Source organism: Pantoea sp. MT58, from assembly GCF_014495885.1.
GTDB lineage: Bacteria > Pseudomonadota > Gammaproteobacteria > Enterobacterales > Enterobacteriaceae > Pantoea > Pantoea eucalypti.
This window is the reverse complement of the sequence record NZ_CP061083.1, coordinates 2,941,983-2,966,218: the sequence shown is the minus strand read 5'-3', so window position 1 is coordinate 2,966,218 and position 24,236 is coordinate 2,941,983. Positions and strand designations below refer to the sequence as shown.

Genomic DNA, 24,236 nt, shown 5'->3' with positions numbered 1-24,236 from the left:
GCCTCTTAGACACTTTTAGATAACATTTTTCGGTGAGTGTGGATCGACATCACAATGCCAAATCCCGCCATAAGCACGATAAGCGCGGAGCCGCCATAACTGACCAGCGGCAGCGGCACGCCAACTACCGGTAAGATACCACTAACCATGCCAATATTAACGAAAACATAAACGAATAAAATCAGCATTAAACCGCCCGCCATAACACGGCCAAAGGTGGTCTGCGCCCGGGCTGCTACCACCAGTCCCCGCATGATCAGCAGCAGATAGAGGGCCAGCAGCAGCAGTACGCCGACCAGCCCTAACTCTTCGGCCAGAACGGCGAAGATAAAGTCAGTATGACGTTCCGGCAAAAACTCCAGCTGAGACTGGGTGCCCTGCAGCCAGCCTTTTCCGCGCAGTCCGCCCGAGCCAATCGCGATTTTCGACTGGATGATGTGATAACCGGCACCCAGCGGGTCCGTTTCCGGATCGAGCAGCATCATGACGCGGTCGCGCTGATAGTCGTGCATCAGGAAGAACCACAGAATCGGGATAAAGGCGGCGACCAGCAGTACCGCCACGCTAATCAGTTTCCAGCTCATTCCTGAGAGGAAAAGCACAAACAGGCCCGAGGCGGCAATCAGAATCGAGGTGCCGAGATCGGGCTGTGCGGCCACCAGCAGAGTAGGCAGGAAGATCAGAATCAGCGCGATACCGGTATTTTTCAGCGTCGGCGGACAGACATCGCGGTTGATAAAGCGCGCCACCATCAGCGGCACCGCGATCTTGGCAATCTCAGAAGGCTGGAAACGCACAAAGCCGAGATCGAGCCAGCGCTGGGCCCCTTTACTGATCTGTCCAAAAGCATCCACTGCCACCAGCAGGATGACGCAGACAATATAGAGATAGGGCGCCCAGCCTTCATAAACGCGCGGCGGCACCTGCGCCAGCACAATCATGATCACCAGACCCATCGCGATCTGCCCGAGTTTACGCTCCATCATGCCAGGATCCTGTCCGCTGGCACTCCAGATCACCACGGCGCTGTAGGTCAGCAGCGCGAGAATGATCAGCATAAACATCGGATCGATGTGGATGCGCATCCAGATCGATCGTTTCTGCGGACTATCTTGCATCGACATGTTTATTCACCTTCATAACCGGGCGGCACAGGGGCGGCGTCCGGCAGAACTGTATTGTTATCACCCAACATAATGTGATCCAGAATCTGGCGCATGACGGTGCCGACAGCCGGACCGGCGCCACCGTTTTCCAGGATAATGGTCACAGCGACCCGAGGTTTGTCATAAGGGGCAAACGCGGTCATTAATTTATGGTCGCGTAATCGTTCAGCAATTTTATGGGCGTTATACGTTTCGTTCTCTTTCAGGCCGAAGACCTGTGCTGTACCGGACTTGGCGGCGATTTTATAGGGCGCATCAGCAAAACTCTTGTGCGCGGTACCATTAGGGCGATTCGCCACGCCGTACATGCCATCTTTGGCGATTTCCCAGAAGCCGGAATGGATATCACCAATCGGGGCCTCAGGCGGCTGACGATAGGGCACCAGGGTACGACCTTCGCGGGTAGCACGCAGCATATGCGGCACCTTGACGACACCGTCATTGATTAAAATCATCATCGCTTTGTTCATCTGCAGCGGGGTTGCCGTCCAGTAACCCTGACCGATCCCCACCGGAATGGTATCACCCTGATACCACGGCTTTTTAAACCGTTTCATTTTCCAGTCGCGGGTAGGCATATTACCGGCGCTCTCCTGCGGCAAATCGATGCCGGTACGGCTGCCATAACCAAATTTGTTCATCCACTCCGACAGGCGGTCAATACCCATGTCGTAGGCGACCTGATAGAAGAAGGTATCAGCAGACTCTTCCAGTGCTTTGGTGACGTTCAGACGGCCGTGGCCCCACTTTTTCCAGTCACGAAAACGCTTTTCTGAACCCGGAAGCTGCCACCAGCCGGGATCAAACAGACTGGTGTTACGGTTGATCACGCCCGCACTCATGGCAGAAACCGCGACATAAGGTTTGACTGTGGAAGCCGGTGGGTAAGCCGCCTGAATGGCGCGGTTGTAGAGCGGGCGGTTTTCATCTTCCAGCAGTCCACGGTAATCCTTACTGGAAATACCGTCGACAAATAAGTTGGCATCGTAGCTCGGCGTAGAGACCATGGCGAGAATTTCGCCGGTGCGCGGGTCGCTGACCACCACTGCTGCGCGACTTCCCGCCAGCAGAGTCTCGACATATTGCTGCAGTTTGAGATCGATCGTCAGATAGATATCACGCCCAGCCTGAGGTGACTCCTCATGCAACTGGCGAATAACGCGGCCACGATTGTTAACCTCTACCTCTTCAAAGCCGGTTTTGCCGTGCAGCAAACTCTCGTAATACGCTTCAATCCCCAGCTTACCGATATCGTGTGTTGCGGCATAGTTCGGCCATATGCCCTCTTTATCGAGGCGGGCAACGTCACGGTCGTTGATTTTTGACACGTAGCCGACGACATGCGTCAGCGTGGCACCGTAAGGATAGTAGCGGCGCTGATAACCTTTCACTTCCACGCCGGGGAAACGGTACTGATTAACCGCAAAGCGCGCCACCTGCACTTCATTCAGACCGGTTTTAACCGGGATAGAGGTGAAACGACGTGAGCGTTTACGCTCTTTCTGGAAATTCTCGAGGTCTTCATCCGTCAGCTCAAGAACCGGACGTAAGTTTTCCAGCGTCTGTTGCAGGTTATCGACTTTTTCCGGGACAAGTTCAGCCTGATAGATGGTGCGGTTCAGTGCCAGCGGGGTGCCGGTACGATCGTAAATTATGCCGCGACTGGGCGCGACAGGCACCAGTTTGATGCGGTTCTGGTTAGAGCGGGTGCTGTAATCATCAAAGCGAAGAATCTGCAGGTGGTAGAGGTTAACCACCAGAATTGACGAGAGCAGTAAGATACCGACGAAGGCGATAAACGCCCGACGGACAAAGAGTTTCTGTTCGGCGCTGTAATCGCGAAAGGCGTTGCTTTGTAATTTCATCCGCTACTTGTCATGTCTGATGTGGGCTGATCGGTCATTCACGATGATAAGGATGATTTGTCGTTATACTCCAGGCACGATACAGACTTTCGGCTACCAGCACGCGCACCAGCGGATGGGGCAACGTCAATGCTGACAGTGACCAGCTCTGTTCTGCCGCCGCTTTACAGGCGGGGGCCAGGCCTTCGGGCCCGCCAATCAGCAGGCTGACATCGCGACCATCAAGCTTCCAGCGTTCAAGCTGCTGTGCCAGCTGCGGGGTTTCCCACGGTTGGCCCGGAATATCCAGCGTGACGATGCGATTACCTTTGCCGACCGCCGCCAGCATCGCTTCACCCTCTTTTTCAAGAATGCGTTTGATATCAGCATTTTTACCGCGCTTACCTGCGGTAACTTCGATCAGCTCAAACGGCATATCTTTCGGGAAGCGGCGCAGGTATTCCATAAAACCGGTCTGCACCCAGTCAGGCATTTTGGTGCCGACGGCAACGAGTTGCAGTTTCACCGATTAGCTCCAGAGTTTTTCCAGCTCATACAGCTGGCGACTCTCTTCCTGCATCACATGCACGATGACATCGCCCAGATCAACCACGACCCAGTCTGCCGCGCTTTTACCTTCAATGCCTAATGGCATCAGGCCAGCTAAACGGGATTCCTGCTCAACGTGTTCTGCGATCGAAGTCACATGACGCGTGGAGGTACCGGTGCAGATGATCATGTAATCGGTGATGCTGGATTTGCCCTGAACGTCGATGGTAACAATGTCCTGGCCTTTAAGATCATCAATCTTATCAATAACGAACTCTTGGAGTGCTTTACCTTGCAAAAGGTTCCCCTTGGAATCTGGTAGTAACGAGCCGGCTGTAAGCCCGGAGAGTGCAGCCAAAAAATTAAGCGGCGCAGTATAGCATGCCCGGATCAGTCGCGATATAAGCCTTCGCGGTCGATATAGTCGATAACCGCAGCGGGTAACAGGTCATCGCAGGGCTGATTTTGATGGCGACGGCGGCGAATTTCGGTCGCCGAAATATCATAGAGTGGGGTTTCCGCCAGCCAGATATGCCCCGCGGGCTGCTGATGCAGCTGCCGGATATCCCGAGCGACGTGTTGCTCAAGCCACGCCTGCATCTCTGGCGAGTCGAACCGGGTCGGATAGCCGGGACGCTGGCAGACCAGCAGATGGCAGAGTGACAGCAGATCCTGCCAGCGATGCCATTTGGACAGGCTCAGCAGGGAATCCTGACCAATGATAAAGGCCAGCGGCTGCTCTGCACTGCGTTCTGCGCGCCAGGCTTCCAGGGTGGTCACGGTCCAGGAAGGCGTATCGCGTTCCAGTTCACGGGTATCAATTTCAAACAGCGGTAAGCCATGGATAGCACAGCGCAGCATAGCAACCCGCTGAGACGCGCTCGCTTCCGGTTGTGGACGATGCGGGGGCACATTGTTGGGCAGCAGCGTCACCCGTTTCAAGCCAGTCTGTTGAGCCAGCGCTTCCACCGGGCGCAGATGGCCAAAATGGATCGGATCGAAGGTGCCACCAAACAGTGCGTGTAACTCAGACATGGGCAAAGCTCGTCGGAAAAGCGCGACTGCTGAGCAGCAGCGTCAGCGTCTGTACCTGCGGCCACACTGACTGACCATAATCCTGCTTCAGGGTGATCTCAATCTGACTCAGCAGATGAATGGCGCGTTGCAGACGGGTGGCATCCAGTCGCTGGAGTGCGTCGGTGAACAGCGCGCGGCGGTTTTGCCAGATACGCTGCTGATCCATCAGCGTGCGCAGTGGTTGCCGGGCCTGATGGCGTTGCAGATGCAACAGCGTCAGCAAATCGCGCTGCAGCGTACGCAGCAGAATCACGACTTCGCTCTCTTCTTTCTCCAGTTGGTGCAGGATATGCAGCGCGCGACGACTTTTACCCGCCAGCAGGGCATCCACCCAGTGGAAGGGCGTGAAGTGCGCGGCATCACTGACCGCCTCTTCGACCCGTGGCAGTGTCAGCTTGCCGTCCGGCCACTGCAGTGAGAGCCGCTCCAGCGCCTGCGCCAGCGCCAGCAGATTACCCTCATAGCAGTAACACAGCAGCTGTACTGCCGCGTCATCCACGGATAATTTCAGCGCTTTCGCGCGATTTACCACCCAGCGTGGCAATTGTGCCTGCTCTGGCGTCTGGCAGGGCACGACAACCGCAGAGGCAGCCAGTGCCTTAAACCAGGCGCTGTTTTCCTGCGCTTTGGTCAGCTTTGGCATCCGGCAGATCAGCAGAATATCGGCGTGCAGCAGCTGAGAGAGCTTAACCAGCTGCTCGGCCATGGCGGCGTTGGGGCCATTCTCGGGGAATTGCAGTGTCATCGTCTGACGCTGGGCAAACAGACTCAGTGACTGGCAGCTGACGAACAGGCTCTCCCAGTCGGTCTGGGCATCCAGCGTAAAACTAAAATGTTCGTCGAATCCCTGTGTGGTTGCGGCGGCACGGATGGCATCCGCGCTTTCCTGCAACAGCAGCGGTTCGTTACCGGCTAACAAATAACAGGCGCGCAGCCCCTCACGGAGCTGCGCGCTGAGTTGCTCAGGATAAATCCTGATCATTGCAGGCTGGTAGCAGAGGAAGAGGGCGCTTCCTGTGAACCCTGACCCGGCACCGAAATCACTGACGCTGGCAGAGTATCTTTGCTGTTCATCTGCGCGGCATGCACCGACAGCAGCTTACGAACCAGCTGTTCAGCTGCACGCTGACGCATCTCCTGCGTAATCAGGTCCTGCTCGGCATCTTTTGCCAGCGCCGCATTCGGGTTATCGAAGAACGAACGATAAACCGTGGTGCTGATGGGATAGATACCTTTGCCCGGCAACAGCACCTGCGCAGTGAGGGTCATCACCAGCTGATACTCGGCAGTGGTGCCGCTGATAAAGACCGAGGCTGTATTACGCCCTGACATTTCAGGACCCAGACGCAGTGTCGGAATATCGGTACGGGTCTGCTTGCTGTCTTCAACAATGGTGACATCGTTGATACGCAGTTGCTGACGTACAGTACGCGCCAGCGGACCATAAGGATCGCCGGTTGAAACAATCAGGGTTTTCAGTTCGCTGGGCACCTGCGTGGTGCCGCGCGGATGAAAACCACAGCCAGCGGTGATCACCACCGCCAGCATGACAAACAGCCTGATAATCGGATGTCGCACAGTTCCTCCTGAACTTAACCTACGACCAGGTTAAGCAGTTTGCCCGGTACATAAATGACTTTACGGATAGTCACGCCGTCCAGGTACTTCGCCACCAGATGCTCCTGCGCAGCGCGTGCCTGAACCTGTTCCTGTGTTGCATCGGCGGGTACGGTGATTTTGCCGCGCACTTTACCGTTAACCTGTACCACCACCAGCAGTGAATCTTCAACCATAGCGGCTTCATCAGCAACCGGCCAGCTCGCTTCATCAATGGTGCCTTCGCCGCCCAGCGTCTGCCACAGAACATAGCAGGCGTGCGGGGTAAACGGATAGAGCAGACGGACGATAGCCAGCAGCGCTTCCTGCATCAGGGCGCGATCCTGCTCGCTCTCCTGCGGAGCGCGGGCCAGCTTGTTCATCAGCTCCATGATTGCCGCAATAGCGGTGTTGAAGGTCTGACGACGGCCGATATCATCCGCCACTTTGGCGATGGTTTTGTGCAGGTCACGACGCAGCGATTTCTGCTCGTCATTCAGGCTGTCCACATCCAGTGCCACGGTCGCACCCTGTGAGGTGTGCTCGTAGACCAGCTTCCAGACACGTTTCAGGAAGCGGTTAGCCCCTTCAACGCCCGATTCCTGCCACTCCAGCGTCATATCTGCTGGCGAAGCAAACATCATAAACAGACGTACGGTATCGGCGCCGTAACGCTCAACCATCAGCTGTGGATCGATGCCGTTGTTTTTCGACTTCGACATTTTGCTCATGCCCGCGTAGATCACGTCGCGGCCCTGCGTGTCGGTCGCTTTAATAATGCGGCCTTTCTCGTCACGCTCAACTTCAACGTCAACCGGGGAAACCCAGTTACGTTCGCCGTTGTTGCCCAGGTAGTAGAAGGCATCAGCAAGTACCATGCCCTGGCACAGCAGACGTTTTGCTGGCTCATTAGAGTTCACCAGGCCCGCGTCACGCAGCAGCTTGTGGAAGAAGCGGAAATACATCAGGTGCATGATGGCGTGTTCGATACCACCCACATACTGATCGACCGGCAGCCAGTAGTTTGCTGCGGCCGGGTCCAGCATGCCTTCCTTGTAGCTGGCGCAGGTATAACGCGCATAGTACCAGGAGGACTCCATAAAGGTGTCAAAGGTGTCCGTTTCACGCAGCGCTGGCTGACCGTTTACTGTGGTTTTCGCCCACTCCGGATCCGCTTTGATCGGGCTGGTAATGCCATCCATCACCACATCTTCCGGCAGGATAACCGGCAGCTGGTCTTCAGGTGTCGGCATCACAGTGCCATCTTCCAGCGTCACCATCGGGATAGGTGCACCCCAGTAGCGCTGACGGGAAACACCCCAGTCACGCAGACGGTAGTTCACTTTACGTACGCCCACGCTTTTTGCCGCCAGTGAATCCGCGATAGCGTTAAAGCCAGTTGCGTGATCCATGCCGTTGAACTCACCCGAGTTGAACAGGGCGCCTTTATCCGTCATCGCCGCAGCGCTGACGTCAGGAATGGAGCCATCCAGGTTGAGGATGACCGGCTTGATCGACAGATCGTATTTAGTGGCAAACTCCCAGTCACGCTGGTCGTGTGCCGGAACCGCCATCACGGCACCGGTGCCGTATTCCATCAGGACGAAGTTGGCGACCCAGACCGGAAGCAGCTCACCGGTCAGCGGATGAATAACAGACAGGCCGGTCGCCATGCCTTTCTTCTCCATGGTCGCCATATCGGCTTCGGCCACTTTGGTATTACGGCATTCCGCAATAAAGTCAGCCAGTGCCGGATTATTGACTGATGCCTGAGTGGCCAAAGGATGACCTGCTGCGACAGCCACATAGGTTGCGCCGATAAAGGTATCCGGGCGGGTGGTGTAGACAGTAACTTTCTCTTCGCTCTCTGCCACGTCGAAAGTGATTTCGACGCCTTCAGAACGACCAATCCAGTTACGCTGCATGGTTTTGACCTGTTCAGGCCACTCTTCCAGCGTATCCAGATCGTTCAGCAACTCTTCCGCATAATCGGTGATTTTGATAAACCACTGCGGGATCTCTTTACGCTCAACTTTGGTGTCGCAGCGCCAGCAACAGCCATCGATCACCTGCTCGTTCGCCAGCACCGTCTGATCGTTCGGGCACCAGTTCACTGCGGAGGTTTTTTTATAGACCAGGCCTTTTTCATACAGTTTGGTAAAGAACCACTGTTCCCAGCGGTAGTACTCAGGCTGGCAGGTGGCCAGTTCACGACTCCAGTCATAGCCAAAACCCAGCAGTTTGAGCTGGTTTTTCATGTAGGCGATGTTGTCGTAAGTCCACGGGGCAGGTGCAGTATTGTTTTTAACCGCAGCGCCTTCTGCAGGCAGGCCGAAAGCATCCCAGCCAATCGGCTGTAGCACGTTTTTGCCGAGCATACGCTGATAGCGCGCGATTACGTCGCCGATGGTGTAGTTACGAACGTGACCCATGTGCAGGCGGCCAGAAGGATAGGGCAACATGGAGAGGCAATAGTATTTCTCTTTACCTTCCTGCTCAGTCACTTTAAACGTTTCGTTTTCATCCCAGTGCTGCTGCACACGGGATTCAATTTCTTCCGGGCGGTATTGCTCTTGCATGGCTGCCTGTGGTCCTTTATGAAAAACATTTTTCTGGCTCTAAGATCCGCATAGCATACCCATAAGGCCGCGTATCAACAACACTTCCCACTTTTGCTGGCACGATTTCTGCCGAAAGCGTCAGCCTCTTCACCCTTTTGTAATTCACTGTACAGACGACACGGCAAAAGCAACATTACGACTAAACTTAAGTCAGCGAGGGTCTGCATAAAGGAGAACAAAATGAATAAAGTGGCTCAGGAGTATCGCGAGTCGTTAGCCGTATTGACTGAACGTCTTCGTCAGGGCGATCGTAACCTTGATGAGCTGATTGCCGGGCGGCGAAGTCAGTTGCTGGTGCGCGATGATATGTCAGAAAGTGAGATTGACCAGGCGCTGCGTTCGGTGCGCCGTGATTTAGGCGAGTTTGCCCGAAGTTACAGCGATGCTGAAGAACCGCTGGCGGACTCACTGTTTATGCGCATTATCCGCGAGAGCGTCTGGAAAGAGCTGGCGGATATTACGGATAAAAGTCAGCTGGAGTGGCGTGAGGTCTTTCAGGATCTGCATCACCATGGTGTCTATCAGAGCGGTGAAGTGGTAGGTCTTGGCAATCTGGTGTGTGAAAAGTGCCAGTTTACCCGGGCAATCTATACGCCTGAGACCTTATCCCGTTGTCCGGAATGCGGCCACGATCAGTTCCAGCGTCAGCCTTTTGAACCCTGATAACAAACATTATGCGGGCCACATTGAGTGACCCGCATACGTTGTTTAGTGCAGAATTTTAGCGAGGAAATCTTTAGCGCGGTCAGACTGCGGATTATTAAAGAAGTCATCTTTGTTGGTGTCTTCGATAATTTTCCCTTCATCCATAAAGATCACGCGATTGGCGACTTTACGGGCAAAGCCCATCTCGTGTGTCACCACCATCATCGTCATCCCTTCCTGCGCCAGTTCAACCATCACATCCAGCACTTCATTGATCATTTCCGGATCCAGCGCGGAGGTCGGTTCATCAAACAGCATCGCAATAGGATCCATGCAGAGCGCACGCGCAATTGCCACGCGCTGCTGCTGACCGCCGGAGAGCTGGCCAGGAAACTTCTCCGCATGGGCTGACAGTCCCACACGCTTCAGCAGCTTCAGCCCTTTATCGCGGGCCGCCGCTTTGTCTCGCTTCAGCACTTTTACCTGCGCCAGCACCAGATTGTTAATAATGCTCAAATGCGGGAACAGCTCGAAGTGCTGGAATACCATTCCGACCTGACTGCGAAGCTGCGCCAGATTGGTTTTTTTGTTGTTCACTTCGGTGCCGTTGACGGAAATCACACCCTGCTGAACGGGCTCAAGTCCGTTCACGGTTTTGATGAGCGTCGATTTACCGGAGCCGGACGGGCCGCACACTACCACCACTTCACCGGTTTTGACTTCGGTTGAGCAGTCGGTCAGCACCTGAAAGTGACCATACCACTTAGAAACATTTTTCAGGCTAATCATTTAAACCGTCCTTTTTCTTTTTAGATAGCTGACCAACAGCGATGCGCTCAGGCTGATAACGAAGTAGACCAGACCTGCAAACAGAACCATTTCAACCTGGGTGCCGTCGCGCTCACCGATAGTCGACGCGGTACGGAAGAAGTCCGCCAGGCTTAACACATAAACCAGAGAGGTATCCTGGAACAGCACGATACCCTGCGTCAGTAACAGCGGAACCATGGCCCGGAATGCCTGCGGCAGAATAATCAGTTTCATGGCCTGCCACTGCGTCATACCCAGCGCCAGCGCGGCATTACCCTGGCCGCGTGAGATACTGATGATGCCGGCACGAATGATCTCTGAGTAGTACGCCGCTTCGAACAGTGAAAAGGCGACCATGGCTGAAATCAGGCGGATATCGGTTTTAGGCGACAGGCCCAGCACCTGTTGCAGGAAACTCGGCACCACCAGATAGAACCACAGCAGCACCATCACCAGCGGTACTGAGCGGAACAGGTTGACATAAATTTTGGCGAACCAGCTGATGGGCTTAAAGGTCGACAGACGCATTACCGCCAGCAGGGTGCCCCAAAGAATGCCGAAAACCACGGCGGTAATCGTGATCTTAAAGGTAATCACTAAGCCGTTAAGCAGATAGGGCAGGCTGGGCGCAATCGAACTCCAGTCAAAGTCGTACATTACTTGCCTCCCGCATTGCCTGGCAGCCGGACTTTGCGCTCGACCAGACTCATCAACAACATAATCACCAGGTTAATCGCGACGTAGGCCAGCGTAATGGCGGTAAAGGATTCATAGGCGTGAGCAGAATAGTCGAGCAACTTGCCCGCCTGTGCTGCCATATCCACCAGACCAATGGTGGAGGCGATAGCGGAGTTCTTGACCAGGTTCAGCATTTCCGAGGTCATCGGCGGAACAATCACGCGATACGCATTCGGCAGCAATACATAGCGGTAAGTCTGCGGCAGGGTTAATCCCATCGCCAGGCCAGCATTCTTCTGTCCACTCGGCAGTGACTGAATCGCCGCGCGCACCTGCTCGCAAACGCGGGCGGCGGTAAACAGGCCGAGACAGATCATGGAAGAGAGGAAGAACTGAATGTTGGGGTCCAGCTCAGACTTAAACCACATGCCGAGATTCTCGCCCACCAGCTCGGGCGCCACCAGATACCAGAAGAAGAACTGGACGATCAGCGGGATGTTACGAAACAGTTCGACATAGCAGGTGCCAATGGTCGACAGCAGGCGATTAGGCACGGTGCGCAGAATGCCAAAAAATGAACCCACGCAGAAAGCGATAATCCAGGCGCAGCAGGAGACGGCTATCGTCACCTGAAAACCGGACCACAGCCAGCCGAGGTAGGTCGTGTTACCGAACGGGGCCTGTTCGAGAAATATGCCCCAGTTCCAATCGATACCCATAACGAGCTCCGGAAAAAAAGGGTAGCTAAGCTACCCTGAAGATTGATGAACGGCGTTTTATGTCCTGACGCAGGGGAACGACCCGTGTCAGTCTGTCTGTCCATGCCGCGGTTTCAGCAATCGAGAGGGCAGCCAGGCCGCCCTTGTTATACCCGCCGTCTTTCAGGCTGCATTTTGTTGGCTATGTATGTCCACGCATCCGAATCATCTACCTGAGTAAGTTCCCCGGGATGCATGCTCTCCTGCCGACTCAATGTGACCTGAAATCCATTGGGTATTTTTTTGTTAATTGAGTGCTTTGTCGTTTGGCGTTTTGAACAGCGCTTTCATGTCATCAGACAGCTCAAAGTTCATGTTCAGGTTCTTAGGCGGAATAGGCTTTTTGAACCAGGTATCGAACCATTTTTCTGCCTGACCCGACGTCTGGGCTTTGGCGATGGTTTCATCTACCAGCGCTTTGAACTGCGGATCATCTTTACGCAGCATGCAGCCATAGGCCTCTTTAGACTGTGGCGTGCCTAAAATTTCCCAGTTGTCCGGCTTTTTGGCTTTGGCGCGTTCGCCAGCCAGCAGGGCATCATCCATCATAAAGGCCACGGCACGGCCGGTTTCCAGTGTACGGAACGAGTCGCCATGATCTTTTGCGCTGATGATGCGCATATCCAGTTTCTGTTCGTCGTTGAGTTTGTGCAGCAGCACTTCAGACGTAGTCCCTGAGGTTACGACGACGGTTTTGCCTTTCAGGTCGGCGAAATCTTTGATCGGGCCATCTTTCTTAACCAGCAGACGGGTGCCAATGACAAAAATGGTGTCAGAGAAAGCCGCCTGTTTCTGGCGCTCAAGGTTATTGGTGGTGGAGCCACACTCATAATCGTAGGTGCCGTTTTGCAGCAGTGGAATACGGTTTTGTGAGGTGATTGGAATCATTTTGACCTGCAGGTCAGGCTTGTTCAGCTTCGCTTTGATGGCTTCCACAATGGCGTTTGAGTAATCCTGTGAATAGCCGACGACTTTTTGCTGGTTGTCATAATAAGAAAAGGGAACTGATGATTCGCGATGCCCGACCACAATGACGCCATTGTCATTGATTTTCTTCAGGGTGCCGCTGAGATCTTCCGCCTGGGCCGCTCCCGCCGCTGCACCGATCAGCAGAAGAGATAATGCCACTTTGCGTAGTTGCATGTTCCAACTCCTTCGTATGAAAAAGGCACAGGATATAACCTGCGCTGATTATGATGTTGTGTCTGTTTTGTGCTGCGTTTCTGCTCATTCTGCGGATTAAATGGGCGCAGAAGAGTCACTAACATAGCGGATTGTTAACGCAATGAAACAAAAAAGTTTCTTTTTTGCGAGGTGATCCGCACCAAAAAAAGGCAAATTTCTCACACTGCGCGTTTACGGTGCAGGAGGTGCGACAGTTTTGGTGCAATCCGCCTCGCGGCAGCGTCTGCAATCAGGCCGTTAGCGAAAAACAGTGAAACATTTTGCAATCATCGTGCCAGAAAGCGGTGCAGGGTGAGAAAGGCAGCAGAGTATGCGGTCAGGGAGTGGGAGTATCAGAAAATAACAAGGAGAAAAGGCGAAACTTGCACCTCGCACCTACGGCAGACAAACGTCAAGCGAGGGGAGCTTTCGCCTGTAGCAGCGCATCGCGGGCCATAGATGGCCCGCGATGCGCAAGGCAGGGATGGCGGTGTTTGCGTCTCTGCGTAAGGCGTTTACTCCCTGAGCACCGCGCGTTTTCAACAACCTCAGGCGAAGCATTCGCTTCGCCATGACGCCTCTGCGCTGTTATCGGCGTCGGCGCAGCAGGGCAATCAACGCCGCCAGCAGCGTCAGTGACCAGACAGGCCAGATGCCAGCCCGCGCGTACGGGGTTTCTCCCTGCGTAGGCGTAACTTTGCTGGTCAGGACATCGCGCGTAAATTGCGGCAGCATGGCTTCCACATCACCACTGGCATTCACCACTGCAGTTACGCCATTGTTGGTACTGCGCAACAGCGGACGACCCAGTTCCAGCGCCCGCATCCTCGCCATCTGGAAGTGCTGCCACGGGCCGATAGAGTGGCCAAACCAGGCATCGTTCGAAACGGTCAGCAGGAAGTTGGTGTCGGGATGGAAGTTGGCCCGCACCTGTTCACCCAGCACGATCTCATAACAAATGGCGCTGGTCAGGTTATAGCCCGCCACGCGGAGTTGCGGCTGGAGATAGTTGCCACGGCTGAACGCCGACATCGGCAGATCAAAGAACGGAGCCAGCGGACGCAGCAGATCGGCCAGCGGCACAAATTCGCCAAATGGCACCAGGTGATTTTTCTGGTAACGATTGCCGCTGAAGTAGTTGTACGGCGTCTTGCCACCCAGCACGATCACGGTGTTGTAATCGTGATAGCGGTTCTGCTCCAGTCGGGAGTCTACGATACCCGTGACCAGCGAACTGCCGCGTTCACGCAGTTCATCATCCAGTGAATGCAGGAACGGCTGCTGATTACTTTCCAGATCGGTAATCGCCGATTCAGGCCAGATAATAATCGGCGCTTTGCCCATGAGCGGCTGGCTCAGACCGTGATAAATGCGCAGGGTGTTGAGCAGTTGCTGCGGATCCCACTTCATCGACTGCGGGATGTTTCCCTGCACCAGCGCCACTTCGACGGCACGCTCGGGCATCGGCTGAACCCACTGGATATAGCGCAACGGCCACGGCAGGGCCAGCAGCAGCAATGCTGCGACCAGACTTCTGACGTTGCGCTGCTGCAGGGCATATGCCAGCAGGCCAGCCACCACCATCAGCAGGAAGGTCAGGGTCTCGACCCCCGCCAGCGGGGCCAGACCTTTTAACGGGCCGTCAATCTGGCTGTAGCCAAACTGCAGCCATGGAAAGCCGGTCAGCACCCAGCCGCGCAGGAATTCCGTGATCTGCCACAAAGCCGGTGCGGCCAGCGCCAGTCGCCACAGCGTTGTGCGCGGCCAGATGCGATTCAGTACACCGGCAAACAGCGCCGGGTAGATCGCCAGATACGCCGCCAGCAATGCCACGATAAAGACATTCACCGGGCCAGGCATGCCACCAAAGGTGGCGACACTGACGTAAACCCAGTTGATGCCGCTGCCGAATAAGCCAACTCCCCAGACAAAACCGATTGCCGCAGCCTGCGGACTTGAGCGGTTGAGGGTCAGGAGCTGTAAGCCGCACAGCGACAGCAGTGCGGCGGGCCAGAAATCGTAAGGAGAGAAGGCGAGGGTGCCCAGCGCACCCGTCATTAAAGCCAGCAGCAGGCGAACCCGCTGGCGCGGGTAGAGTGAGGCTAAAGCCATAGACTTATTCGTCTTCCAGTTGAGGTTGTGGCGAGTTTTCCGGAATGGTCACGTGAACCTGGATAATGCGGCGGCTGTCAGCCATTGCTACCTTGAACTGGTAACCCTCAATCTCAATGCTTTCACCGCGCGCGGGCAGATGGCCGAAGCCCTGCATCACCAGACCACCAATGGTATCGACTTCATCGTCACTGAACTGCGTGCCAAACACCTCATTGAAATCTTCAATGGCGGTCAGAGCGCGCACCGTAAAGGTGTGACGGTTGAGCTGACGGATATCACGATCTTCTTCATCGTCATACTCATCTTCGATCTCACCGACAATCAGCTCCAGAATATCTTCAATGGTCACCAGACCAGAGACACCACCAAACTCATCGATAACGATCGCCATGTGGTAGCGCTGGGAGCGGAACTCTTTCAGCATCCGGTCAACGCGCTTACTTTCAGGCACAACCACCGCAGGACGCAGGACTTTCTCAATGCTGAAAGGCTCAGATTCGCTGCTCATAAACGGCAGCAGATCTTTCGCCATCAGAATCCCTTCCACATGATCTTTGTCTTCGCTGATCACCGGGAAGCGGGAATGGGCGGATTCGATAATGACATCCAGACACTCTTCGAGGCTCTGATTACGTTTCAGGGTGATCATTTGCGAGCGCGGGATCATGATGTCACGCACGCGCTGCTCCGCAATATCCAGAACCCCTTCGAGCATGTCGCGGGTGTCCTGGTCAATCAGCTCTTTGTTATTCGAGTCGCGGATCAGCTCCAGTAGCTCATCACGGCTTTTCGGTTCACCGTGAAAAAGTTGGTTGATCAACAGGGAGAAAAATCCCTTTTTACTACTGGGTGCATCGCTGTTTTGAGAATGGTCGTCGCTCATGGCGGTTTTTATAGATCTCTCTGGTGAGGAATAGGTGCTGTCAGCACACCGTGCTGACAGCCGGATAGCCAGAATTCGGGATTCAGGCGTCTTCTTTCTCCGAAATGTACGGATCAGGATACCCAAGAGCAAGCATTATCTCGGTCTCCAGTCCTTCCATCTCGTCCGCTTCGTCGTCTTCAATATGGTCGTAACCCAGCAGATGCAACGTGCCGTGTACCACCATATGCGCCCAGTGGGCTTCAACGCTTTTGCCCTGTTCTGCGGCTTCCTGCTCAACCACCTGGCGGCAGATGATCAGATCGCCCAGCAGAGGTAACTCAATACCCGGTGGTGCTTCAAACGGGAAGGAGAGCACATTTGTCGGCTTGTCTTTGCCGCGATAAGTCAGATTTAACTCATGACTCTCCGCTTCATCGACCAGACGGACGGTGACTTCGCTTTCGGGCTGAAAAGGGGTAACAGCCGCGGAAAGCCAGCGATGAAACAGGCTTTCATCCGGCAGGTTCGCCGTGTTCTCACAGGCGACCTGCAGGTCGAGAATGACCTCACTCATTTGCTCTCCTGCGAGGTGCTCTGTGCAGCCAGTGCTTCACGTTTACGCTCTTCAGCCTGCTGATCGCGACGGGTCTGATCGGCCGCTTCCCAGGCTTCATAGGCGGTAACAATGCGGGCAACCACCGGATGGCGCACCACATCTTCACTGTGGAAGAAGTTAAAGCTAATCTCTTCAACGTCTGCCAGCACTTCAATGGCATGCCGCAGGCCCGACTTAACGTGACGTGGCAGGTCAATCTGGGTGACGTCGCCGGTAATTACCGCTTTGGAGTTAAAGCCGATACGCGTCAGGAACATCTTCATCTGCTCGATGGTGGTGTTCTGGCTCTCATCAAGAATGATAAACGCATCGTTCAGGGTACGACCACGCATGTAAGCCAGCGGAGCCACCTCAATGACGTTGCGCTCCATCAGCTTTTCTACCCGCTCAAAACCGAGCATTTCAAATAGGGCATCGTAGAGCGGACGCAGATATGGGTCGACTTTCTGGCTCAGATCGCCAGGCAGGAAGCCGAGTTTTTCACCCGCTTCGACGGCAGGGCGCGTCAGCATGATGCGGCGAATCTCCTGACGCTCCAGGGCATCCACTGCGGCTGCCACCGCCAGATAGGTTTTACCGGTACCCGCCGGGCCGACGCCAAAGGTGATGTCGTGGTCGAGCACGTTAGCGATGTACTGCGCCTGGTTTGGCGTGCGTGGCTTAATCACACCACGCTTGGTCTTGATATTGACCGCTTTGCCGTACTCCGGCACGCTTTCGGCGGTTTGTTCCAGTACCCGGCTCTCTTTGATGGCCAGGTGAATCTGGTCAGGCTCAATATCCGGGATCTCACCACGCATCGGCGCGGTGTCGACATACAGGGTTTTCAGAATATCTGCGGCGGCATTGACGCACAGTGGACGTCCCACCAGCTTAAAGACATTGTCGCGACGATTGATCTCAATGCCCAGACGACGCTCAAGCTGTTTCACATTATCGTCGAAAGGCCCGCACAGGCTCATCAGTCGACGGTTATCAGCCGGTTCAAGGGCGATTTCACGAGTTTCGATATTCAAACGAATCCTTTGGGTCACTCAGGGCCAGTTATGGGATGTGTCTGACGCACCGTTGGGCTTAACCGTGTGCACCATAACGAAATTATTTATGCCGTAACGCCTGGGCGCAAGCTTAAGGAGAGATATTTGGGCGACACTTTCATAAACCAAGTGTCGCGGCGTGAAATTGGCGGCAACGCGCTGCGCGCTGCCGCCCGGTAGTGCAGGGATCACGGCTGGAACAGGCTCACGCCGATTTCGTTTTCTTTGCGGGTACGGGCAATCACAGAGGCCGGGCTTTCCGCCATACGCAGGCCCATCTCTTCTTCGGTACGCACCAGTTTGCCGCGCAGCGAGTTGGTGTAGACATCGACAATTTCAACATCCACAAAACGGCCAATCATCTCAGGCGAGCCTTCGAAATTAACCACACGGTTATTTTCGGTGCGGCCGGAAACTTCCATGACGTTCTTGCGGGAGATGCCTTCTACCAGAATACGCTGCACGGTGCCCACCATGCGGCGACTGATCGCCTGCGCCTGCTGGTTAATGCGGTCCTGGAGGATCCACAGACGCTGCTTTTTCTCCTCTTCGCTGACATCATCCGGCAGGTCAGCGGCTGGCGTGCCAGGACGGGCAGAGTAGACAAAGCTGAAGCTGACATCGAAATTGATCTCGGCGATAAGCTTCATGGTCTGCTCGAAATCCTGCTGCGTTTCACCCGGGAAGCCGATGATGAAGTCAGAACTGATCTCAATATCGGGCCGCGCTGCGCGCAGCTTGCGGATAATCGCCTTATATTCCAGCGCGGTGTGCGCACGCTTCATCAGCGTCAGAATACGGTCCGATCCACTCTGAACGGGCAGATGCAGGAAACTCACCAGCTCCGGGGTATCGCGGTAGACCTCGATAATGTCGTCAGTAAACTCAATCGGGTGGCTGGTGGTGAAACGAATACGGTCGATACCGTCGATAGCAGCGACCAGGCGCAGCAGCTCGGCGAAGGTACAGATCTCACCGTCAAAGGTGGCGCCACGATACGCGTTGACGTTCTGGCCAAGCAGGTTAACTTCACGCACACCCTGCGCCGCCAGCTGCGCGATTTCCAGCAAAATGTCATCGCTGGGACGGCTCACTTCCTCGCCGCGTGTGTAAGGAACCACGCAGAAAGTACAATATTTGTTGCAGCCTTCCATGATAGAAACAAAGGCTGTGGGACCTTCTGCGCGCGGATCCGGCAGGCGATCGAATTTCTCAATTTCCGGGAAACTGATGTCGACCACCGGACTTTTGGTGCCGCGCACGGTGTTAATCATTTCCGGCAGACGATGGAGTGTCTGCGGACCAAAAACGATATCGACGCAGGGAGCACGCTGGCGAATATGGTCCCCTTCCTGCGACGCGACGCAGCCGCCAACGCCGATAATGACATCCGGATTGCGCTCTTTGAGTTTTCTCCAGCGTCCCAGCAGGTGGAACACTTTCTCCTGCGCTTTTTCACGAATAGAACAGGTGTTAAGCAGCAGGATATCCGCCTCTTCAGGGACCTCGGTCAGCGTGTAGCCGTGCGTCGTGTTCAGCAGATCAGACATCTTGGATGAATCATACTCATTCATCTGACATCCCCAGGTTTTGATATGCAGTTTTTTTGTCATCGCGCTAGCCATTGATTCAGTGCAGTGAAGTGAGGGGCGCGTATTGTAATGCTTTGATGCTGTTGTGACCAGCCTGAGGGCTTTTCTGCCAGCCTTCGGGTTTTCCGGTACACTTTGCTCTATTCAGACCCGTGTTGCGCAGGCTGGCGGGAATAAGAGAGGGATATAAGCAATGCAGGATAATCAGTTTGATGTCGTGATTGTCGGCGGTGGCATGGTCGGTGCTGCGCTGGCCTGTGGACTGACACAGCAACATTTTCGCGTGGCGGTCATTGAGCGTGCCGAACCCGCTCCATTTGAGGCCGACAGCGATCCCGATTTGCGAATTTCAGCGATCGGATCCTCCTCGGTAGCGTTACTGAAGCAACTTAACGTCTGGCCGCGGGTAGACGCGATGCGCAGCGCGCCCTATCGGCGACTGGAAACCTGGGAGTGGCAAGCGGCGCAGGTAAGTTTTGATGCTGCCTCGCTGGGCTTACCTGAACTGGGTTTTATGGTTGAGAACAGCGTGCTTCAGCGGGCGTTGTGGGAGGAGATGCAGTCGCTGGGCGTGACCTGCTATTGTCCGGCCACGCTGGAAAATCTGCAGCCAGAAAATGGCGGCTGGCGCGTTGATCTTAACGACGGCGTGGCCTTACACACCCGGCTGGTGGTTGGCGCAGATGGTGCGAACTCACAGGTGCGGCAGATGGCCGGAATCGGGATTCATGGCTGGAGCTATGCGCAGTCCTGTTTACTGATCAGCGTGACCTGCGAACATCCGGCAGGAGATGCCACCTGGCAGCACTTTACGCCGCAGGGGCCGCGCGCCTTCCTGCCGCTGTATGGCAATCGCGCCTCACTGGTCTGGTACGACGCGCCTGCAAGAGTGCGTCAGCTGCAGACGATGCCGATGGCCCAGCTGGAAAAAGAGATTGCCAGCCACTTCCCGGCGCGGCTGGGACGTTTCAAAGCCCATGCGGCAGGGGGTTTTCCGCTGGTGCGTCGCCATGCTTCACGCTATGTCCTGCCAGGACTGGCGCTGGTTGGCGATGCCGCGCATACCATTAACCCGCTGGCCGGGCAGGGCGTGAATCTTGGCTATCGCGATATTGATGCGTTGATTGAGGTGCTGGTCAGCGCACGCGGTGCGGCGGAAGACTGGGCGTCAGAGCGGATATTGCAGCGCTATCACCGGCAGCGTCGTAAAGACAATATGCTGATGCAGGGCGGAATGGATCTCTTTTACTTTGCTTTCAGCAATCAGCTGGCACCACTGCGCTTCGCGCGTAATCTCGGACTGATTGCTGCCGAGCATTCCGGTGTCCTGAAGCGACAGGTATTACGATACGCACTGGGTTTATAGACCATTGCGCATTGAGGCTCGCCGCAGGGCGGGCCGGCAATCAGGAAGCGTGGAACGTTTCAGAAGGGACAAAAACAACAAAGCCCGCAAAAGCGGGCCTGGTTGTGCAATTTGGCTGGGGTGCAGGGATTCGAACCCCGGAATGCTGGTATCAGAAACCAGTGCCTTACCGCTTGGCGACACCCCAATAATGGTGTTTTTCAAATTGTCTTTGTATGGCTGGGGTGCAGGGATTCGAACCCCGGAATGCTGGTATCAGAAACCAGTGCCTTACCGCTTGGCGACACCCCAATTATATGGTGGCTACGACGGGAATCGAACCTGTGACCCCAGCATTATGAGTGCTGTGCTCTAACCAGCTGAGCTACGTAGCCTAATTGTACTGCATTTTTCAATGATGGCTGGGATACCTGGATTCGAACCAGGGAATGCCGGTATCAAAAACCGGTGCCTTACCGCTTGGCGATATCCCATTCGTCCGTTCTCAGCATACAAGAATCATCGAAATTGGCTGGGATACCTGGATTCGAACCAGGGAATGCCGGTATCAAAAACCGGTGCCTTACCGCTTGGCGATATCCCATCCACGCTGCCGAATAATGAAATGGTGCGGGAGGCGAGACTTGAACTCGCACACCTTGCGGCGCCAGAACCTAAATCTGGTGCGTCTACCAATTTCGCCACTCCCGCAAAAAAAGATGGTGGCTACGACGGGAATCGAACCTGTGACCCCAGCATTATGAGTGCTGTGCTCTAACCAGCTGAGCTACGTAGCCATCTTTTTTTCGCGTTACCTTCATCGGCGTTGCGGGGCGCATTATGCGGAGTTGACCAGACAGCGTCAACAAGTTTTTTACCGTTTTTTGCCAGATAATTGCTGTTTGACTGGCTTATAACCAGCCTGGCGGTTTATTCGGCAATTTTTCAGTGAATACAACGCTAATCGTAAAAAAAATGGGCCGCAGCGGGCCCATTCTGACGGCTCTCTGCCTGCTTATTTGTAAGCTGACTGATGCACACCGACGGCACGTCCGGATGGATCGTCCATGTTTTTAAACGCTTCATCCCACTCAATTGCTTTGGCAGAAGAACAGGCGACCGATGGACCACCAGGCACACATTCTGCCGCGCTCGCTAATGGGAACAGCTCTTCGAAGATCTCACGATAAAGATACGCTTCTTTCGAACCTGGCGTGTTGAACGGGAAACGGAAGTGGGCGGTTGCCAGCTGCTGATCGCTGATTTGCTTCGCCGCGACTTCTTTCAGTGAGTCGATCCAGCTGTACCCCACGCCATCCGAGAACTGCTCTTTCTGACGCCACGCCACGCTCTCTGGCAGGTAAGAGGAGAAACATTCACGCAGAATGTGCTTCTCCATTTTACCGTTGCTGCCACACATTTTGTCGGCCGGGTTAATCCGCATCGCCACATCCAGGAATTTTTTATCCAGGAAGGGTACACGTGCCTCAACGCCCCAGGCTGACATCGCTTTGTTAGCACGGGCGCAGTCGAACATATGCAGCGCCTGCAGTTTACGCACGTTTTCTTCGTGGAACTCTTTGGCGTTTGGCGCCTTATGGAAATAGAGATAGCCGCCGAAGACTTCATCTGCGCCTTCGCCAGACAGCACCATCTTAATGCCCATCGCTTTGATTTTACGCGACATTAAATACATCGGCGTAGAGGCGCGAATAGTGGTGACGTCATAAGTTTCAATGTGATAAATCACATCGCGAATCGCATCCAGTCCTTCCTGAACGGTGAAATGAATTTCGTGGTGCACGGTGCCCAGATGTTCCGCTACGGTTTTCGCCGCTTTTAAATCGGGTGAACCTTCCAGTCCGACTGCGAAGGAGTGCAGTTGCGGCCACCAGGCATCACTTTTGTCCTGATCCTCAACCCGCTTTGCTGCAAAACGCTTGGTCACAGCTGAAATGATGGAGGAGTCCAGACCGCCTGACAGCAGCACACCGTAAGGTACATCTGACATCAGGTGGCTTTTCACGGACTCTTCCAGCGCATGCTTCAGGCCAGCGGCGTCGGTGGTGTTGTGCTCAACGTTTTTGTATTCCATCCAGTCACGCTGCCAGTAACGACGGATTTCACCATCGGTGCTGGAGAGATAGCTTCCCGGCGGGAATTCTTTGATGGAACGGCAGGCTGGCACCAGCGCTTTCATTTCTGAAGCAACAAACAGGTTGCCGTGCTCATCGTTACCCATATAGAGCGGGATGATGCCAATGTGGTCGCGACCAATCAGCCAGGTTTTTTTAACGGTGTCATAGAGGATAAAGGCGAACATGCCTTCCAGCTCGTCGAGGAAATCGACACCTTTCTCCTGATAGAGCGCCAGAATGACTTCACAGTCAGAGCCGGTCTGAAATTCGTAGCGATCGCTGAGTTCAGCGCGCAGTGCCTGATGGTTGTAAATTTCGCCGTTAACCGCCAGTACGTGGGTGTGATCGGCGTTGTACAGCGGCTGTGCGCCATTGTTAACGTCAACAATTGAGAGGCGTTCATGCGCCAGAATAGCATGATCATCGGCGAAGACGCCTGACCAGTCCGGGCCGCGATGACGCATTAAGCGTGAACATTCCAGCGCTTTTTTGCGCAGCTCAACAGGATCGGTTTTCAGATCCAGCACACCAAAAATTGAACACATAACTGACTCCTGAGCTCACCTTACGGCGATGTTATCTTTTACGTTTGTCCGGCAGCCTGTCGCTGCGTGATACATAAGAAAATGCGCTATTTAGTGCATTCAATGCAAGAGGAATCGTGATTTACTGATAAAAATATTGTTCACATGGCAATAATTTTGAATAAACGATAATTTAAACGTTGTTTTGTTGATGGATCAGCAATGGAATGGCTTTTATGAACAAAAAACAGGCAGTGAAACCCGCGGGAACAGGGGAAAAAAAGGGGGACGCATCACAGATTAGCCGGATGCGTCATAAGAGAAATGAATCAGAACAGGTCAATATCGGCAACAGAAGGGTAGATCCAGTCCGGGCGGAACGGCATAGCATCAATATCCGTCAGCGTGGAGACGCCAGAGAGAACCAGCACCGTCTCCAGACCCGCCTGAAAACCGGCCAGAATATCGGTTCGCAGATTGTCGCCAACAATGACCGTCTCTTCAGAGTGAGCCTGCATTTTGTTCAGCGCGGCGCGCATGATGTAGGGGCTGGGTTTGCCAACAACAAACGGGCGACGACCAGAGATTTTCTCGATACCCGCACAAAGCGCGCCACAGGCAGGAATAAAACCGCGCGCATGCGTATCCGGGTTAGTGGCAATGAAGCGAGCGCCGTTAGCCACGAAAAAAGCCGCTTTATGCATCATGTCCCAGTTAAACGAGCGTGTCTCACCGACAATCACGAAGTCGGGATTCACATCAGTAATCGTAAAGCCCGCTTTGTAGAGTTCGTGAATCAGCGCGCCCTCACCAATGACATAGGCCTTTTTGCCTTCCTGACGGCGCAGGAAATCGGCTGTGGCCATTGCCGAGGTATAGAAAACGGATTCAGGAACCTCAACACCGGCCGAGGCAAAACGGTTAGCCAGATCCTGCTCGGTTTGCGAGGGATAGTTTGTCAGCACCACCAGCGGCATCTCTTTGGCCAGAATGCGCTGTAAAAATTCCTGCGCGCCGGGAACGGCCGTGTTGTCGTGCATCAGCACGCCATCGATATCACAAATTACGCTTTTAATGGTCATAGTCAGATCCGATG

The 24,236-nt window shown here is 54.6% G+C and carries 21 protein-coding genes and 7 tRNA genes; 2 read left to right on the top strand and 26 right to left on the bottom strand.

Translation table 11 applies throughout. The features are described from left to right. Nucleotides 1–5: 5 nt before the first annotated feature. The 8 genes from mrdB to leuS form a co-directional block, all read right to left on the bottom strand. Entirely contained in the window at nt 6–1,118 is a 1,113-nt protein-coding gene (gene mrdB / locus IAI47_RS14030) for a peptidoglycan glycosyltransferase MrdB (RefSeq protein WP_033743010.1), read from the bottom strand. 8 nt (nt 1,119–1,126) lie between these two features. Beyond that, the gene (mrdA, locus tag IAI47_RS14025; protein ID WP_003854026.1) at nt 1,127–3,031 is read right to left on the bottom strand and encodes a peptidoglycan DD-transpeptidase MrdA; all 1,905 of its coding nucleotides are present in this window, start codon (nt 3,029–3,031) and stop codon (nt 1,127–1,129) included. Nucleotides 3,032–3,065: 34 nt separating this feature from the next. Further along, complete coding sequence (rlmH, locus tag IAI47_RS14020) at nt 3,066–3,536, bottom strand: 23S rRNA (pseudouridine(1915)-N(3))-methyltransferase RlmH (protein ID WP_008103678.1); 471 nt, start codon at nt 3,534–3,536, stop codon at nt 3,066–3,068. A gap of 3 nt (nt 3,537–3,539) precedes the next feature. Further along, nucleotides 3,540–3,857: a ribosome silencing factor gene (gene rsfS, locus IAI47_RS14015; protein ID WP_003854023.1), complete on the bottom strand. Its 318-nt coding sequence runs from the start codon at nt 3,855–3,857 to the stop codon at nt 3,540–3,542. A gap of 92 nt (nt 3,858–3,949) precedes the next feature. Continuing rightward, nucleotides 3,950–4,594: a nicotinate-nucleotide adenylyltransferase gene (nadD, locus tag IAI47_RS14010; protein ID WP_008925000.1), complete on the bottom strand. Its 645-nt coding sequence runs from the start codon at nt 4,592–4,594 to the stop codon at nt 3,950–3,952. Next, nucleotides 4,587–5,618: a DNA polymerase III subunit delta gene (gene holA / locus IAI47_RS14005; RefSeq protein ID WP_008925001.1), complete on the bottom strand. Its 1,032-nt coding sequence runs from the start codon at nt 5,616–5,618 to the stop codon at nt 4,587–4,589. Before holA ends, nadD begins: the two co-directional genes overlap by 8 nt. After that, a complete protein-coding gene (gene lptE / locus IAI47_RS14000; RefSeq protein ID WP_003854016.1) occupies nt 5,615–6,214 on the bottom strand; it encodes an LPS assembly lipoprotein LptE in 600 nt (199 codons plus the stop codon). The genes holA and lptE overlap by 4 nt, the downstream gene beginning before the upstream one ends. A 14-nt stretch (nt 6,215–6,228) precedes the next feature. Continuing rightward, nucleotides 6,229–8,811, bottom strand: a complete 2,583-nt coding sequence (gene leuS / locus IAI47_RS13995) for a leucine--tRNA ligase (RefSeq protein WP_008925002.1) — start codon at nt 8,809–8,811, stop codon at nt 6,229–6,231. A 222-nt stretch (nt 8,812–9,033) separates the two neighbouring features. On the opposite strand from leuS, the gene IAI47_RS13990 reads away from it, so the two are divergent. After that, on the top strand, nt 9,034–9,516 hold the full coding sequence (locus IAI47_RS13990; protein WP_003854013.1) for a zinc ribbon-containing protein: 483 nt from the start codon (nt 9,034–9,036) through the stop codon (nt 9,514–9,516). Between the two features lie 45 nt (nt 9,517–9,561). On the opposite strand, the gene IAI47_RS13985 is transcribed toward IAI47_RS13990, so the two are convergent. The 9 genes from IAI47_RS13985 to miaB all read right to left on the bottom strand — a co-directional run bounded on the left by IAI47_RS13985 (nt 9,562) and on the right by miaB (nt 19,154). Then, complete coding sequence (locus IAI47_RS13985) at nt 9,562–10,287, bottom strand: amino acid ABC transporter ATP-binding protein (protein WP_003854011.1); 726 nt, start codon at nt 10,285–10,287, stop codon at nt 9,562–9,564. After that, on the bottom strand, nt 10,288–10,965 hold the full coding sequence (gltK, locus tag IAI47_RS13980; protein WP_003854008.1) for a glutamate/aspartate ABC transporter permease GltK: 678 nt from the start codon (nt 10,963–10,965) through the stop codon (nt 10,288–10,290). Then, complete coding sequence (locus tag IAI47_RS13975; protein ID WP_003854005.1) at nt 10,965–11,705, bottom strand: amino acid ABC transporter permease; 741 nt, start codon at nt 11,703–11,705, stop codon at nt 10,965–10,967. Before IAI47_RS13975 ends, gltK begins: the two co-directional genes overlap by 1 nt. A gap of 285 nt (nt 11,706–11,990) precedes the next feature. Further along, nucleotides 11,991–12,887, bottom strand: a complete 897-nt coding sequence (locus IAI47_RS13970) for an amino acid ABC transporter substrate-binding protein (protein ID WP_003854004.1) — start codon at nt 12,885–12,887, stop codon at nt 11,991–11,993. A 609-nt stretch (nt 12,888–13,496) separates the two neighbouring features. After that, nucleotides 13,497–15,020, bottom strand: a complete 1,524-nt coding sequence (gene lnt / locus IAI47_RS13965) for an apolipoprotein N-acyltransferase (protein WP_008925003.1) — start codon at nt 15,018–15,020, stop codon at nt 13,497–13,499. Nucleotides 15,021–15,024: 4 nt separating this feature from the next. After that, nucleotides 15,025–15,906: a CNNM family magnesium/cobalt transport protein CorC gene (gene corC / locus IAI47_RS13960; protein ID WP_008925004.1), complete on the bottom strand. Its 882-nt coding sequence runs from the start codon at nt 15,904–15,906 to the stop codon at nt 15,025–15,027. 82 nt (nt 15,907–15,988) lie between these two features. Next, entirely contained in the window at nt 15,989–16,462 is a 474-nt protein-coding gene (gene ybeY / locus IAI47_RS13955; RefSeq protein ID WP_003853997.1) for an rRNA maturation RNase YbeY, read from the bottom strand. Continuing rightward, nucleotides 16,459–17,520 (bottom strand): PhoH family protein, encoded by a 1,062-nt coding sequence (locus IAI47_RS13950; RefSeq protein ID WP_003853995.1) that lies wholly within the window; start codon nt 17,518–17,520, stop codon nt 16,459–16,461. Before IAI47_RS13950 ends, ybeY begins: the two co-directional genes overlap by 4 nt. Nucleotides 17,521–17,729: 209 nt before the next feature. Further along, nucleotides 17,730–19,154: a tRNA (N6-isopentenyl adenosine(37)-C2)-methylthiotransferase MiaB gene (gene miaB / locus IAI47_RS13945; RefSeq protein ID WP_003853992.1), complete on the bottom strand. Its 1,425-nt coding sequence runs from the start codon at nt 19,152–19,154 to the stop codon at nt 17,730–17,732. 172 nt (nt 19,155–19,326) lie between these two features. Here miaB and ubiF point away from each other — a divergent pair, with 172 nt between their 5' ends. Next, complete coding sequence (gene ubiF / locus IAI47_RS13940; protein ID WP_003853990.1) at nt 19,327–20,499, top strand: 3-demethoxyubiquinol 3-hydroxylase; 1,173 nt, start codon at nt 19,327–19,329, stop codon at nt 20,497–20,499. 112 nt (nt 20,500–20,611) lie between these two features. Here the strand turns inward: ubiF and IAI47_RS13935 are convergent. From IAI47_RS13935 to IAI47_RS13895, 9 genes are all read right to left on the bottom strand, one after another. Then, a tRNA-Gln gene (locus IAI47_RS13935) sits at nt 20,612–20,686 on the bottom strand. Nucleotides 20,687–20,715: 29 nt separating this feature from the next. Further along, nucleotides 20,716–20,790: transfer RNA gene (locus IAI47_RS13930), tRNA-Gln, on the bottom strand. Between the two features lie 6 nt (nt 20,791–20,796). Then, nucleotides 20,797–20,873 (bottom strand) — tRNA-Met (locus IAI47_RS13925). Between the two features lie 24 nt (nt 20,874–20,897). Beyond that, nucleotides 20,898–20,972, bottom strand: a tRNA-Gln gene (locus IAI47_RS13920). A gap of 35 nt (nt 20,973–21,007) precedes the next feature. Next, a tRNA-Gln gene (locus IAI47_RS13915) sits at nt 21,008–21,082 on the bottom strand. Nucleotides 21,083–21,104: 22 nt separating this feature from the next. Beyond that, a tRNA-Leu gene (locus IAI47_RS13910) sits at nt 21,105–21,189 on the bottom strand. Nucleotides 21,190–21,198: 9 nt separating this feature from the next. Then, a tRNA-Met gene (locus tag IAI47_RS13905) sits at nt 21,199–21,275 on the bottom strand. A 218-nt stretch (nt 21,276–21,493) separates the two neighbouring features. Further along, complete coding sequence (gene asnB, locus IAI47_RS13900) at nt 21,494–23,161, bottom strand: asparagine synthase B (RefSeq protein WP_003852788.1); 1,668 nt, start codon at nt 23,159–23,161, stop codon at nt 21,494–21,496. 308 nt (nt 23,162–23,469) lie between these two features. Beyond that, complete coding sequence (locus tag IAI47_RS13895) at nt 23,470–24,222, bottom strand: HAD-IIA family hydrolase (protein WP_003852790.1); 753 nt, start codon at nt 24,220–24,222, stop codon at nt 23,470–23,472. Nucleotides 24,223–24,236: the final 14 nt, after the last annotated feature.